General features: G+C 67.9%; 12 protein-coding genes (1 of these 12 cut by a window edge). 7 read left to right on the forward strand and 5 right to left on the reverse strand.

Going from position 1 to position 12,844, the window contains the following annotated elements; genetic code table 11:
- The 5 genes from DSM104443_RS09145 to DSM104443_RS09165 all read left to right on the forward strand — a co-directional run.
- Window positions 1-4,746, forward strand: the 3' portion of a protein-coding gene (locus DSM104443_RS09145) for a DUF7933 domain-containing protein (RefSeq protein WP_171091494.1). 18,225 nt of this gene lie to the left of the window's left edge; only the last 4,746 of its 22,971 coding nucleotides appear in the window; its start codon lies beyond the left edge, outside the window; the stop codon is at window positions 4,744-4,746.
- Window positions 4,746-5,786, forward strand: coding sequence for a GGDEF domain-containing protein (locus tag DSM104443_RS09150; RefSeq protein WP_171091496.1), 1,041 nt, complete (start codon window positions 4,746-4,748; stop codon window positions 5,784-5,786). The genes DSM104443_RS09145 and DSM104443_RS09150 overlap by 1 nt, the downstream gene beginning before the upstream one ends.
- A 10-nt stretch (window positions 5,787-5,796) precedes the next feature.
- Entirely contained in the window at window positions 5,797-6,699 is a 903-nt protein-coding gene (locus DSM104443_RS09155) for a DMT family transporter (protein ID WP_171091498.1), read from the forward strand.
- Window positions 6,700-6,790: 91 nt separating this feature from the next.
- Window positions 6,791-7,120: a GxxExxY protein gene (locus DSM104443_RS22170; protein WP_171091500.1), complete on the forward strand. Its 330-nt coding sequence runs from the start codon at window positions 6,791-6,793 to the stop codon at window positions 7,118-7,120.
- 109 nt (window positions 7,121-7,229) lie between these two features.
- A complete protein-coding gene (locus tag DSM104443_RS09165; RefSeq protein ID WP_171091502.1) occupies window positions 7,230-8,213 on the forward strand; it encodes a malate dehydrogenase in 984 nt (327 codons plus the stop codon).
- Between the two features lie 55 nt (window positions 8,214-8,268).
- Here the strand turns inward: DSM104443_RS09165 and DSM104443_RS09170 are convergent, their stop codons facing one another.
- The 4 genes from DSM104443_RS09170 to DSM104443_RS09185 all read right to left on the reverse strand — a co-directional run bounded on the left by DSM104443_RS09170 (window position 8,269) and on the right by DSM104443_RS09185 (window position 10,176).
- Window positions 8,269-8,715, reverse strand: coding sequence for a hypothetical protein (locus tag DSM104443_RS09170; protein ID WP_246232749.1), 447 nt, complete (start codon window positions 8,713-8,715; stop codon window positions 8,269-8,271).
- Window positions 8,716-8,936: 221 nt separating this feature from the next.
- The gene (locus DSM104443_RS09175; RefSeq protein ID WP_171091504.1) at window positions 8,937-9,248 is read right to left on the reverse strand and encodes a hypothetical protein; all 312 of its coding nucleotides are present in this window, start codon (window positions 9,246-9,248) and stop codon (window positions 8,937-8,939) included.
- Window positions 9,245-9,799: an RNA polymerase sigma factor gene (locus DSM104443_RS09180; RefSeq protein ID WP_171091506.1), complete on the reverse strand. Its 555-nt coding sequence runs from the start codon at window positions 9,797-9,799 to the stop codon at window positions 9,245-9,247. Before DSM104443_RS09180 ends, DSM104443_RS09175 begins: the two co-directional genes overlap by 4 nt.
- Window positions 9,800-9,807: 8 nt before the next feature.
- Complete coding sequence (locus DSM104443_RS09185) at window positions 9,808-10,176, reverse strand: DUF6249 domain-containing protein (protein ID WP_171091508.1); 369 nt, start codon at window positions 10,174-10,176, stop codon at window positions 9,808-9,810.
- A gap of 153 nt (window positions 10,177-10,329) precedes the next feature.
- Between DSM104443_RS09185 and DSM104443_RS09190 the strand changes: the two genes are divergently transcribed.
- Window positions 10,330-10,617, forward strand: a complete 288-nt coding sequence (locus DSM104443_RS09190; RefSeq protein ID WP_171091510.1) for a hypothetical protein — start codon at window positions 10,330-10,332, stop codon at window positions 10,615-10,617.
- Window positions 10,618-10,623: 6 nt separating this feature from the next.
- On the opposite strand, the gene DSM104443_RS09195 is transcribed toward DSM104443_RS09190, so the two are convergent.
- Entirely contained in the window at window positions 10,624-11,946 is a 1,323-nt protein-coding gene (locus DSM104443_RS09195) for an MFS transporter (RefSeq protein WP_171091512.1), read from the reverse strand.
- Window positions 11,947-12,213: 267 nt separating this feature from the next.
- On the opposite strand from DSM104443_RS09195, the gene DSM104443_RS09200 reads away from it, so the two are divergent.
- Complete coding sequence (locus tag DSM104443_RS09200; RefSeq protein ID WP_171091514.1) at window positions 12,214-12,840, forward strand: DUF47 domain-containing protein; 627 nt, start codon at window positions 12,214-12,216, stop codon at window positions 12,838-12,840.
- Window positions 12,841-12,844 lie beyond the last annotated feature (4 nt).

Below are 12,844 nucleotides of genomic sequence, written 5' to 3' on the forward strand. Positions count from 1 at the left end.
TCGGCGGCCGCCGCGGGCAGCTACACCAACGATTCGACCAACATGTCGGCGCTGGCGCGCCTCACGAACGGCGTCACGGCCTCCACGCTGACGGTCAACGCGCTGCCGACGCTCACCAAGGCCTTCGGCGCCACCGACATTGGCGTGGGCCAGCAGACCTCGCTCACGTTCACGATCACGAATCCGGCGGCCGCTCCGGCACGCACGGGCCTCGCGTTCACCGACACCTTCCCGGCGGGCCTGGTCATCGCGAATCCGCCCGTGCCCACGACCACGTGTGCCGGCACGCCGGCGTTCACGGCCGTCAACAACACAGGCGTCTTCACGGTGAGCGGCCTCAACGCCGCGGCCGGCGCCTCGAGCTGCACGGTCACGGTGACGGTCACGTCCCCGACCGCCGGCGCCTATGTGAACGGCTTGGCGCAGGTGACCTCGATCACCGGCATGAACAACGGCGTCACCAACCAGACGCTGAACGTGCGCCAGGCGAGCCTCAACAAGGCCTTCGTCCCGACCTCCATCAACGTGGGCGGCTCCTCGGTGCTGACCTTCACGGTCACCAACGGCACGAACAACCCCGCGCAAACGGGCATCAACTTCACCGACACGCTGCCGGCCGGCGTGCTCGTGGGCGCCACGCCGAACGTGCAGACCAACTGCCCGGCGGGCGGCGGCTTCGCGGTGCCAGGCTTCACGGTGACGGCCACCGGCGGCACCAACACCATCGCGGTCACCGGCCTCTCGATGAGCAGCACGGTGGCGAGCTGCGACGTGCGCGTGACGGTCTCGGCCGCGGCCGCGGGCGCGTACACCAACGACTCGACCAACATGTCGGCGCTGGCGCGTGTCACCAACAGCGTGACGCCGTCGACCCTCACGGCGAACGCACTGCCGACACTGACCAAGGCCTTCGGCGCCACGGACATCGGAGTGGGGCAGACCACGGCGCTCACGTTCACGATCACCAACCCGGCGGGCGCCCCGGCGCGCACCGGTGTCGCGTTCACGGATACGTTCCCGGCGGGCCTGGTCATCGCGAATCCGCCGGTGCCGACGACCACGTGCGCGGGCACTCCGGCCTTCACCGCGCTCAACAATACGGGCGTGTTCACGGCGAGCGGCCTCAACGTCGCGGCCGGAGCCTCGAGCTGCACGGTGACGGTCATGGTGACGTCGGCCACCGCCGGCGCCTACGTGAACGGTTCGGCGCAGGTCACCTCGATCACGGGCCTGAACAACGGCGTCACCAACCAGACGCTGAACGTGCGCCAGGTGACGCTCAACAAGGCCTTCGTCCCGGCCACGATCAACGCGGGCGGCACCAGCACGCTCGTCTTCACGTTCACCAACGGCACGGGCAACCCGGCGCAGTCGGGCATGGGCTTCACCGACACGCTGCCGGCCGGCGTCACCGTCGCCGGCACGCCGAACGCGCTCTCCAACTGCCCGGCGGGCGGCGCGCTGGCCGCCCCGGTGTTCACGCTGACGCCGCCGAACACGATCTCCGGCGTTGCCATGAACGCGGGTGTGGCGAGCTGCGAGTTCCGCGTGGACGTGACCTCCGCCACGCCGGGGGTGTACACCAACGCGACGGCCAACTTCTCGGCCGTCACGCGCCTGGACGTGAGCGGCATCAACGCGCAGCTCACCGTGCAGGCCCAGCCGACGCTCACCAAGGCCTTCGGTGCCAGCGACATCGGCGTGGGCCAGCAGACCTCGCTCACCTTCACGATCGCGAACCCGGCGGGCGCCCCGGCGCGCACCGGCGTCGCGTTCACCGATACCTTCCCGGCCGGCCTCGTCATCGCCAACCCGCCGGTTCCGACGACCACGTGTACGGGCACGCCGGCCTTCACGGCCGTGAACAACACGGGTGTCTTCACGGCGAGCGGCCTCAACGTCGCGGCCGGCGCCTCGAGCTGCACGGTGACGGTCACGGTGACGTCCACTACCGCCGGCGCGTACGTGAACGGCTCGGCCCAGGTGACCTCGATCACCGGCCTCCTCAACGGCGTCACCAACCAGACATTGAACGTCCGCCAGGCCACGCTCACGAAAGCCTTCGCACCCACCAGCATCACGGTGGGCGGCACGCCGAGCGTGCTCACGTTCACGCTCACCAACGGTACGGGCAACCCGGCGCAGAGCGGGATCAACTTCACCGACACGCTGCCCTCGGGCCTCGCCGTGGCCGCCACGCCGGGTATCGCGAGCAACTGCCCGAGCGGTGCGGGCGTGGTGACGGCTACCGGCGGCAGCAACACCATCACCGTGACCGGCGCGTCCATGAACGCCGCGCAGGCGAGCTGCACGATCTCCGTGAACGTGTCGCCGTCGGGCACGCCGTCCACGGCCACATGCCCGGGCAACGCAGCCAACACGAACGGCGCCGCGCAAATCACCGGCATCGCCCGCACGACCAACGGCGTGACCGACCAGTGCCTCTCGGTGGTCTCCGCCACGCCCACGCTCGCCAAGGCGTTCAGCCCGACGACCGTCGCGCTCGGGGCGACCACCACGCTCACCTTCACGATCTCGCAGCCCGCGGGCAACCCGACCTCGACCTTCAGCTTCGTCGACACGCTCTCCAGCGGCCTCGTGGTCGGCAGCGGCGCGGTGGGCGGCACCTGCTCGGGCGGCACCGTCACGGCGACCGCGGGCACCAACACGATCACGGTCACGAACCGCCAGCTGACGGGCACGAGCTGCACGATCACGGTGCCGATCACGCCGTCGACGACGCCGACCGTGGCCACGTGCCCGGCAGCCAACAACACGAACGCCATCGCCAACATCACCGGCCTCGCGAACCTCTCGACCACGGGCATGGCGAGCGCCTGCGTGGACGTGACGGCGACGCGCCCGACCCTCTCGAAGTCCTTCACGCCGTCCACGATCGCCTCGGGCGGGATCTCGACGCTGCTCGTGACGATCAACAACGCCAACACCGTGCCGATCACGGTGACGAGCGTGACCGACACCTTCCCGACGACGCCCGGCACGATGGTGCGCGCGCCGACGCCGAACACTTCGACGACGTGTACCGGCGGCACGGTCGGCTCGACCGCGGGCAGCGTCACCCTCACGGGCGGCACGGTGCCGGCCGGCGGCTCGTGCACGTTCCAGATCGACGTCCAGGCCCCGACCGCGGGCATCTACGCGAACACCATCGCGGCGGGCGCGCTCGCCACCACCGCGGGCACGAACCTCGCGGCGGCCAACGCCTCGCTCACGGTGACCGCCGTGGCGGACGTCTCCATCACCAAGGCGGGCCCGGCCACGATCTCGACGGGCGCCCCGATCGCCTACACGCTGGTGATCTCCAACGCGGGCCCGGACTCGGCCAACCTGACGGCGTTCAACGACGTCGTCCCGGCCGTCGTGACGGGCGTGAGCGCGATTTGCGGATCGCCCACGGGCGGCGCGGTGTGCGGAACGGTGAACGTCGTGGGCAACACGGTGAGCGGCACGGTCACCACGCTGCCTGCGGGCGCGGCCGTTCAGATCACCATCAACGGCACGGCGCCGGGCGCGGGCACCTTCAGCAACACGGCCACGATCACGCCGCCGGTGGGCGTCGCCGATCCGGTGCCGGGGAACAACACTTCCGCGACGGTCGTGACGACGGTGCAGGCGCCGAACCTCACTCTCGCGAAGACGCACGTGGGCAACTTCACGGTCGGCGCGAACGGCGTCTACACGCTCACGGCCGCGAGCTCAGCGGGCACGCTGGCGACCACCGGCACCATCACCGTCGTCGACACGCTGCCGGCCGGCCTCACGTTCGTGAGCGCCACGGGCACGGGCTGGGCGTGCGTGAGCGCGCCGCCGCTCGTGACCTGCACATCGTCCACCAGCATCCCGGCCGGCGGCTTCAGCGCGCCGATCACGCTGACCGTCGCCGTGGGCCCCACCGCGTTGCCGGCGGTGACCAACGCAGCCGTGGTGTCGGGCGGCGGCGAGCCGGCCGCGCTCGCCACCGACAACGGCGCCTCGGACTACACGATCGTCGTGGCCGTGGGCGTGAACACCTTCGTGCCGGACGGCATGCAAACCGGCGTGCCGGGCTCCTCGGTCTTCTATGCGCACACGTTCACGGCGGCTGCCGCCGGCACGGTGGGCTTCTCGACCGGCAACGTCGCCACGCCGGCGGTCCCGGGCTGGACGCAGCAGATCTACCGCGACGCGGATTGCAGCGGCGCGCTGAACGGGGCGGAAGGCCTGACGATCCTCGCCGGCACCATCGCGGTGAACCCGGGCGACCAGGTCTGCATCATCGTGAAGGACAACATCCCGGGTGCCGCGCCGGGCAACGCGCAGAACGTGATCAGCGTGACGGCCACGTTCAACGGCTCGTCCACGTACGTCCGGACCGACACCACGACGGTGGGCCCGGTCGCGGGCGCCGGCCTCACGCTCTCGAAGACCGTGCGGAACGTGACGCTGGGCGGGGGTGCCCTCACCCTCAACACCGCGCGCCCGAACGACGTCCTCGAGTACACGGTGACGTACCTGAACACGAGCGGCGGCACGGTGAACACCATCGTGATCACGGATGCCACGCCGGCCTTCACGCAGTACCTGTCGGCCGCGTGCGGCGGTCCGCTGCCGGCCAACCTGACGGGCTGCTCCGTCACCACGCAGCCGGCCGTCAACGGCTCGGGCACCGTCGTGTGGACCTTCACGGGAACGCTCGTCTCGAGCGGTACGGGAACCGTCAGCTTCCAGGTCCGGGTGCAACCCTGATGGATAGCACGCAGGTCATCCGCCGACCGCCGGTCGGCCCGATGGGCCGCATCGTGCGCATCGCGGTGATCGCGGTCACCGCCGCGCTCATCCTCGGATCGACCTTCAACGTGGTGCTGGGGAATCGCGACATCGCGGTGCTGTTCGCGCTCGCCGCGCCGCTCGGCATCTCCGCATGGGGCTTCGCACGCGCCGGCCAGCACGAGGCGGCAGTGGTGCTGCTCTCGTCGGTGCTGGTGGCCGTCGTCACGCTCACGCTCTATCTCAGCCCGCTCGGCGTGCACGACCACGCGGTCATCGCCTATGCGGGCGTGCTGCTGTTCAACGCGCTGCTGCTTTCCCGCAAGACGTTCTTCTTCATGGCGCTGGTGGCCCTGGTCTCGGCGACGGCGGTCTTCATCCTCGAGTTCCTCGGGCTCACCAACAGCGAGCTGGGCTCGCTGGTCGCGTGGCCGACGCTGATCGATTTCCTGCTGATCACCGGGCTCGTGGGCTTCATCGGGCGGACCGTGGCCGAGATCCTCTTCGGCAGCATCGGCGACGCGCAGCAGAACGCGATCAAGGATCCGGTGACGGGCCTGTCGAACCGCGAGCGCTTCATCGGGCTCGCCGTGCAGCGGCTGCGCGCCACGGACTCCGACGAGTTCGGCGTGCTGATGGTCGCGGACATCGACAACTTCCGCCGCATGAACCACGTGGTCGGGCACTCCGCGGCGGACCGCATCCTCGCCGAGGTGGGGCGCCGCGTCACCGTGACCGTGCCGGGTGCGCTGATCGCGCGGATCGGCGACGACGAGTTCGCGATCCTCGAGACCGGTGTCGCGAACGAGGCGGCCGCCTACGACGTCGCCCAACGCTGCTCGGCGGCGATGCGCTTCGAGTTCGCCGGCGTCTCCGTCCACGCGGCACTCGGCTTTGCGATCTACCCGCGCGACGCCAACGGCCTCGAGTCGCTGCTGATGGCCGCGGACAACTCGCTCGCCCAGGCGAAACTGCAACCGACAGGCCGCTTCGCCGGGACCTGGGAGCCGAAGTCGTAAAATAGAGGAAATGAGTTCCTCTTCGCGCTTCACGGGCGCGGCCCTGGTCACGGTCGCCGCCTGCGCCTTCTCCGCCAAGGCCGTCATCATCAAGCTCGCCTACCGCCACGGGGTCGACCCCGTGACGCTGCTCGCGTTACGCATGCTGATCAGCGCGCCGTTCTTCCTCGCCCTCGGCCTGTGGTCGGCCCGCGGCGAGCACGTGATGCCGCTCACCCGGCCCGATTGGCGCGCGGTGGTGCTGCTGGGGATGATGGGCTACTACCTCGCGAGCCTGTTCGACTTCATCGGCCTGCAGTACATCACCGCGGCCCTCGAGCGGCTGGTTTTGTTCCTGTACCCCACGATGGTGCTGCTGCTGGCGGCGGTCTTCTTCAAGCGGAAGGTTACGGGGCGCGACATCCTCGCGCTTGCCCTTTCATACGGTGGAATCGCGCTCGTCGTGGCGCACGACTTTTCATTGTCGGGATCCAACGTTGCGCTCGGTGCCTTCTGGGTATTCCTCTCCGCGTTGTTCTACGCGGGATACCTCCTCGGAAGCGGGCGCTACGTGGAGCGTCTCGGCAGCATGAGATTCGCCTGCTATGCCGCGCTGGTTTCGTGTGTTGGCGTGGTGGGACACTTCTTCGTTACCAACGACGGAGCGCTGCTCTTCAACCAGCCGACGGCTGTCTACTGGCTGTCGCTCACGATGGCGCTGGTGTCCACCGTCATTCCCATCGTGCTGACCGCGGAGGGAATCCGCCGGATCGGGGCGAGCCATGCCGCGATGATCGGGGCGGTGGGGCCGGTCGCCACGATCTTCCTGGGGTACTGGTTCCTGGACGAGCAGATCACCGCGATCCAGCTTGCGGGCGCTGCGCTGGTGCTGGCGGGCGTCCTTGCGATCACCCTGCAGAAGAAAAAGGGCTGACGCCCCGTAAACCCATTCCGGCGAAAGGCGTTCTCCGCAGATAAACGTGGATAAACGCTGATGAAGAGCCAAGAAGAGAGGCAAAGACTCAATGCGGTCACCGAGGCTGCGCTGGCGTGCGCACGGATTCCTTGAAAAGGTCTACGAGAACGCACTGGCGATAGAGCTGACAGAGAGTGGACTGGGTGTTGTCCAGCAGCCGCATGTCGAAGTTCGTTACCGGGACAAGGTCGTGGGCGACTACTGCCCCGACCTGATAGTCGACGGTGTGGTTCTAGAGGTAAAGGCAGCGGGCGGTCTCGAGGAAACTCATATTCAGCAATGCCTGAACTATCTCCGCGCCACGGACCTATGCATAGGGCTCGTTCTCAATTTCGGCCGTGCCCGTGTTCAGTACCGTCGAGTCGTCTGGGAGTTCTGAGCCCTTTCCTTATCTGCGTTTATCCCCGTTTATCTGCGGAGGACGCCTTTCGCCTTAGTCTTTTATAATTGGCGCGTCAGCGCTTTTTATCCCCTCGGAGAAAGAAACCATGAAGAAGCCCATGCGCGTCGCCGTCACCGGCGCCGCAGGCCAGATCGGCTACAGCCTGCTGTTCCGCATCGCCAGCGGCGAGATGCTCGGCAAGGACCAACCCGTCATCCTGCAACTCCTCGAGATCCCCGACGAGAAGGCCCAGAAGGCGCTGAAGGGCGTGATGATGGAGCTGGACGACTGCGCCTTCCCGCTGCTGCAGTCGATGGTGGGCACGTCGGACGCGAACGTCGCGTTCAAGGACGTGGACGTCGCCCTCCTGGTCGGTGCCCGCCCGCGTGGCCCGGGCATGGAGCGGAAGGATCTGCTGGAAGCCAACGGCGCGATCTTCGTGCCGCAGGGCAAGGCGATCGGCGAGGTGGCTTCGCGCGACGTGAAGGTGCTGGTCGTGGGCAACCCCGCGAACACCAACGCGCTGATCGCGATGAAGGCCGCCAAAGGCCTGAAGCCTTCCCAGTTCACGGCGATGATGCGCCTCGACCACAACCGCGCCCTCACGCAGGTCGCGCAGAAGACCGGCAAGGCCGTGACCGACGTGAAGAAGATGTCGATCTGGGGCAACCACTCGGCCACGCAGTATCCGGATGTCTTCCATGCCGAAGTCGCGGGCAAGAATGCCGCGCAGACCATCAACGACCAGGCCTGGATCGAAGGCACGTTCATCCCGACCGTGCAGAAGCGCGGCGCGGCCATCATCGACGCGCGCGGGCTTTCGTCCGCGGCTTCGGCGGCGAACGCGGCCATCGACCACGTGCGCGACTGGGTGCTCGGCTCGTCGGAGTGGGTGTCGATGGGCGTGCCGTCGGACGGCAGCTACGGCATTCCCGAGGGCATCATCTTCGGCTATCCGTGCACGACCGCGAACGGGCAGTACACGATCGTGAAGGGCATCGAGCACAACGACTTCGCCAAGGCGAAGATCGCGGCGACGCAGAAGGAGCTCGAGGAAGAGCGCGCGGCCATCGCGCACCTCCTGAAGTAGTCCGCAGGGAAGTAATCCGCAGAAACGAAAGCGCCCTCCGAGGAGGGCGCTTTTTTTATTTCTTCGTGGCGCCCGCGAGCTTGTCCAGCAGGGCCTTGTCGGTGCGAGGGTTGCAGGCGAGGAAGAGCGGCTGCCGCTTCACGACAAGCACTTCCTTCAGGTCCTTCACGCCCGCTTTTGTGGCGACATCCTTCGCGGTGGCCGACGTCGTGATCCACAGGTCGATGTGGTCTGGATCGCTCTTCGGCGACGCGAGCCGCTTCGGGTTCTCCGCATCGGTGGCGGCCTCTCGAATGCTCGAGGCACCTTCGGCGCGCATGTACTCCACCTTCGCGTCGTTCTTCACGCTGCCGATCTTGTAGAACCGGGCATCGCGCGCGGCGGCGAGCTTCTTGTCGAACGAAGGCAGGCCGTAGAGCGCCCACGTGTTGTCGGCGATGGGGCCATACCACTTGAATAATTTCTCGCGCGCCTCGACGCGCGCGGTCGAGAAGATGCACATGTTGGCATTGGTTTGTGCCTTCTTGTACGCCTCGTCCCACGGGAGGACGGTGATCGTCGATTCGACGCCGGTCTTCGCGAGCAGCTCGCGGACGGCAGCCGTCGCCGATCCCTTGCGGCGAGGGGTGGGTCCTGATTGCCGCGTAGGAGGTTACCGACCCACCTCCAGCGTTTTCATAAACAGAATGTTTACGAAAAGGGAAACGCCGTGTGCACAGTCCTTCATTCGTCTGCGGCGAGCACCGCTCCGGCGATGGCGATCGTGATGGCTGTAGCCACCACGGCGAGCGCGCTGGGCGTGAGGTAGTGCGAAGCCGAGAGGTCGAGCACGCCCTGCAGCGCTGAGGTGCCGGAGGGGGCGAAGAGCGCGGCGAGCAGGCCGCCCAATGCGGTGGAGCCGAGGATCAGGAACGCCTTCCACCACGAGGCGCGCGGCTTCGGCGGGGGCAGTGCGCCCATCACGCGGGCGGTGAAGAAATCGTCGGCCAGCGGGGCCTGGGCGTCTTCGAGGAGGAGTTGTTCCAGCGTCTTCATGCCGCGTCCTTTCCGGCGAGCCGCGCGCGCAGCTTCGCCTTCGCTCTCAATACATGGGTCTTCACGGTGCCCAGCGGGATGCCGAGGGCCTGAGCGGCTTCCTCGTGGGAGAGGTCGCCGTAGTAGCACGCCGCGATGGCCGCGCGTTCGCCGTCACTCAAAGTTGCCAGCGCGCGCTCGAGGTCGATGATCGAGGCGGCGTCGGGGAGGTCGGCCTGCGATTCGTCGGCCATCACGACACTGTCGGGATCGTCCAGCAGCACCTCGCGCTTCTTGCGGGCTTCGCTTTGCCACGCGTTGAACGCGATGCGGTAGATCCACGTCGAGAAGCGCGCCTCGAAGCGGAAGTGGCGCAGGTTCTTCCACGCCAGGACGAACGTCTCCTGCGCGAGGTCGTCGGCGAGCCCGAAGTCGCCCTTGGTGAGGCGGCGAAGCACCGTGCGCACACGCGATTGATGGCGGTTCACGAGCTGCGCGAACGCGTTGCGGTCGTCGCGCTCGAGGACGGCGAGGATCAGCTCGGCGTCCGTCGCGGACGCAGCCGGGGGCATCGAGCGGGCTAGCGGGGCGGGTTCGCCTTCGAGTCGCGCCGCTCGATCGCCCACGCGACGAGCAGCGCCACGCCCATCAGCCCCGGGATCAGCCCGACCGACCACGGGCCGCGCATCTCCTCGAACAGGAAGCCGAACGCGATCCCCAGGGCCACCAGCACGAGGCCCCCGCGCAGCGCCGCGGTCTGGCCCCGCGGCGGCGGGGCGACCAGCTCGGGCGGCACGGGCAGCCCCTTCTCCGCGAGGCGCATGATCGTCTCGTGCGTCATTCGCAGCTTGCGGTGCTTGAACCAGAGGATGAGGGCCACGAGGAGCACCGGCAGGCCGAAGGTCACGACCATGCCGATGATCGCGACCAGCGTCTCGTTCGCTTGCATCGAATTCTCCAGGCGCCGGGAGGGCGGCCAACGTTACCATGCCCCCTTTGATGCACCGGACGGGCCATTCGGATTTGTTACCAATTACGGAACGGGGTCCCGGCCAGCCCCGTCCGATCGTAGAATGGACACATCTTTCCCGAGGAGACCGCCATGAAAACCGCCTTCGCCCTCGCCGCAACCCTGGCCCTCGCCGCCGGCTGCGCCACCCAGGATGTCCAGGTCGCCCAGGCGACGCCCACCTGCAAGGTCGCGCCGGTCACCACCGCCAGCGCCACCGAGGCCAGCGTCAAGAAGCCGGTCTCCGAGATCCGCCAGCGCGAGGCGCAGATGGACCTCGCATCCTCCAGCTACCGGATGCGCAACCTCGATCGCCAGGGCCTCTTCATGAACAACGTCGAAGACGCCATCCGCGACTGCGATACCGCCATCAACCGGTAGCGAACGTCAGTCGCCGGCCATCTCTTCGGCGACGCTTTCGGTGACGGCGGGCTCCTGGGGCGGCCCCGGGAGCTCGTGCATCTTCGCCAGCGGCGAGAGCCACGTCGCCAGCACCCCCAGCAGCAGCGCACCGACGCCCGCGGCGATCATCGCCGACCTGAGGCCGTAGTGGTCCGCGACCCAGCCGCCGGCGATCCCGCCCAGCGGCGCCGTGGACACCGTGAGGCAGATCATCGTCGCCGTCACGCGCCCCAGCAGGCGGTCGGGCGTCACCGCCTGGCGTAGCGTGAGGTAGTTGATGAAGAACACCATCGCCGTCAGGTCGAGCAGGAACATCCCCAGCCCGAAGACGGCCGAGGCGAGCCAGTAGGGGCCCATCGCCGCACCCATCACGAGCCAGGCGACACCCGTGCCGGTGATGCCGGTCAGCATCGTCGGGCCCATGCCGAAGCGCGCGTTCAGCCGCGCCGTGAGCGTGGCCGCGGCGAGCGAGCCGATGCCCGCCAGCATGAAGAGCGCGCCCACGTGCCCCGCGGAGAAGTTGAGCTCCCGGGCGCAGAAGAGCACCACGATCGCGATGAAGGCGTGGCGGAAGACCTGCCAAGTGCCCAGCACCCACACGAGCGCCCGCAGCGTGCGGTTATGCCAGATCGTGCGCAGGCCCTCGAGGATTTCCTCCTTCACCGAGCTGCGCTTCACCTTCGGCGCATCGCTCTCGCGCGGCGGGATGCCGCGCAGCATCCACGCCGAGAAGAAGAACGAGAACGCGTCGAGCAGGATCGCGAACGGCGCCGTCAGCCACTGGATGAGGATGCCCGCCAGGCCGGGGCCGACCAGCTGCGCGGCCGAATCCGCGACGCCGATCTTCGCGTTCGCCTCGACGAGGTTTTCGCGCCCGACGCGCTCGGTCATGAACACCTGGTACGCGGGCCAGCCCAGCACCGTCCCGGTGCCCACGAGGAAGCCCACGGTGTAGAGGACCGGCATCGAGAGCACGCCGAACCATGCGCACAGCGGCACCGCGAGCAGCGCCAGGCCGCGGCCGACGTCCGACGCGATGATCACCGGGAGCTTCGGCGTGCGGTCGACGATGACGCCCGCGAACAGCCCGAAGAGCGGGAAGGGCAGCGCCTCGAGGGCCGTGAGCACGCCCACCTCGAACGGGCTCGCGTCCAGCAGCAGGGCGGCCGTGAGCGGCAGCGCCAGGAAGGTGATCTGCCCGCCGAAGTGGGTGATCGTGAGCGAGCCCCAGAGCTTGCGGAAGTCCGAGGAGAGCCAGAGGCCCGTGAACCACAGGCGGGGGTGCAGCGATTTGATCAGGGAAGCCATGTTCTTCTTGTCCTTCGTCCAATAGCGCGACCTGTGTCGCGAATCCAGCGCGACACTCGTGAGGCTTGTCGGGCTAGGGGGTCAACGACGGCGGAGGACGGAATTCCCGAACCACGCCGAAGCGGCCATGCGAATGCCGCCGCGCAGCGCGCTGGAGGCAATGACCGGGAGGTCGTGGGATCGCATGTTCTAAATGTCCGGATCGGGGTGGGGAATTCGTGCAGCCATTATATACTTCGCGCCACTCTCAAGTCACGGGGATACCCCATGTTCGGCCGGCTGCTCCCCCAGGAAGGGCGGTACTTCGAGCTCTTCAACGCCCATGCGGACCAAGTGGTGATCGCCGCGCGCCACCTGCAGGAGCTGATGCGCGACTTCGAGAACCGCGACAAGTATGCGAAGGCCATCGACGAGGCCGAGCACGCCGCCGACCGGATCACGCAGGAAGCCATCCGCCTGCTGCATACCACTTTCATTACCCCGCTCGACCGCGACCAGATCCACGGCCTGGTGAATACCCTCGACGACATCTGCGACCTGATGCAGGACACGGCCGAGTCGATCACGCTCTACGACATCAAGCGGATCACGCCGGAGACCGAGCGCCTGGCCGACATCGCGGTGAAGTGCTGCGAGCGCGTGAAGGACGTGGTGAACCTGATCGGCAAGCCCGAGCAGTCGGAAGCGCTGCTGAAGACCTGCGAGGAGATCGACCGGCTGGAAAGCGACGCCGACCGCGTGATGCGCTCGGCGCTCTCGCGCCTCTTCCGCGAGGAGCAGGACGCGCGCGAGATCATCAAGATGAAGGCGATCTACGAGCTGCTGGAGGAGATCACCGACCGCTGCATGGACCTCGCGAACCTGGCCGAGGGCATCGTCCTCGAGAATTCCTGACCGC

Origin of the sequence: Usitatibacter rugosus, from assembly GCF_013003965.1 — a bacterium.
In the GTDB taxonomy this organism is placed as follows: Bacteria; Pseudomonadota; Gammaproteobacteria; order Burkholderiales; family Usitatibacteraceae; genus Usitatibacter; species Usitatibacter rugosus.

What these genes read in the sequence shown, in the direction of transcription:
- DSM104443_RS09180 (WP_171091506.1), bottom strand. Translation starts at nt 9,799, where the DNA reads ATGCCCCCGGCTGCGTCCGCGACGGACGCCGAGCTGATCCTCGCCGTC.
- DSM104443_RS09190 (WP_171091510.1), top strand. Translation starts at nt 10,330, where the DNA reads ATGAAAACCGCCTTCGCCCTCGCCGCAACCCTGGCCCTCGCCGCCGGC.
- DSM104443_RS09195 (WP_171091512.1), bottom strand. Translation starts at nt 11,946, where the DNA reads ATGGCTTCCCTGATCAAATCGCTGCACCCCCGCCTGTGGTTCACGGGC.
- DSM104443_RS09200 (WP_171091514.1), top strand. Translation starts at nt 12,214, where the DNA reads ATGTTCGGCCGGCTGCTCCCCCAGGAAGGGCGGTACTTCGAGCTCTTC.
- DSM104443_RS09170 (WP_246232749.1), bottom strand. Translation starts at nt 8,715, where the DNA reads ATGTGCATCTTCTCGACCGCGCGCGTCGAGGCGCGCGAGAAATTATTC.
- DSM104443_RS09150 (WP_171091496.1), top strand. Translation starts at nt 4,746, where the DNA reads ATGGATAGCACGCAGGTCATCCGCCGACCGCCGGTCGGCCCGATGGGC.
- DSM104443_RS22170 (WP_171091500.1), top strand. Translation starts at nt 6,791, where the DNA reads ATGCGGTCACCGAGGCTGCGCTGGCGTGCGCACGGATTCCTTGAAAAG.
- DSM104443_RS09165 (WP_171091502.1), top strand. Translation starts at nt 7,230, where the DNA reads ATGAAGAAGCCCATGCGCGTCGCCGTCACCGGCGCCGCAGGCCAGATC.
- DSM104443_RS09175 (WP_171091504.1), bottom strand. Translation starts at nt 9,248, where the DNA reads ATGAAGACGCTGGAACAACTCCTCCTCGAAGACGCCCAGGCCCCGCTG.
- DSM104443_RS09155 (WP_171091498.1), top strand. Translation starts at nt 5,797, where the DNA reads ATGAGTTCCTCTTCGCGCTTCACGGGCGCGGCCCTGGTCACGGTCGCC.
- DSM104443_RS09185 (WP_171091508.1), bottom strand. Translation starts at nt 10,176, where the DNA reads ATGCAAGCGAACGAGACGCTGGTCGCGATCATCGGCATGGTCGTGACC.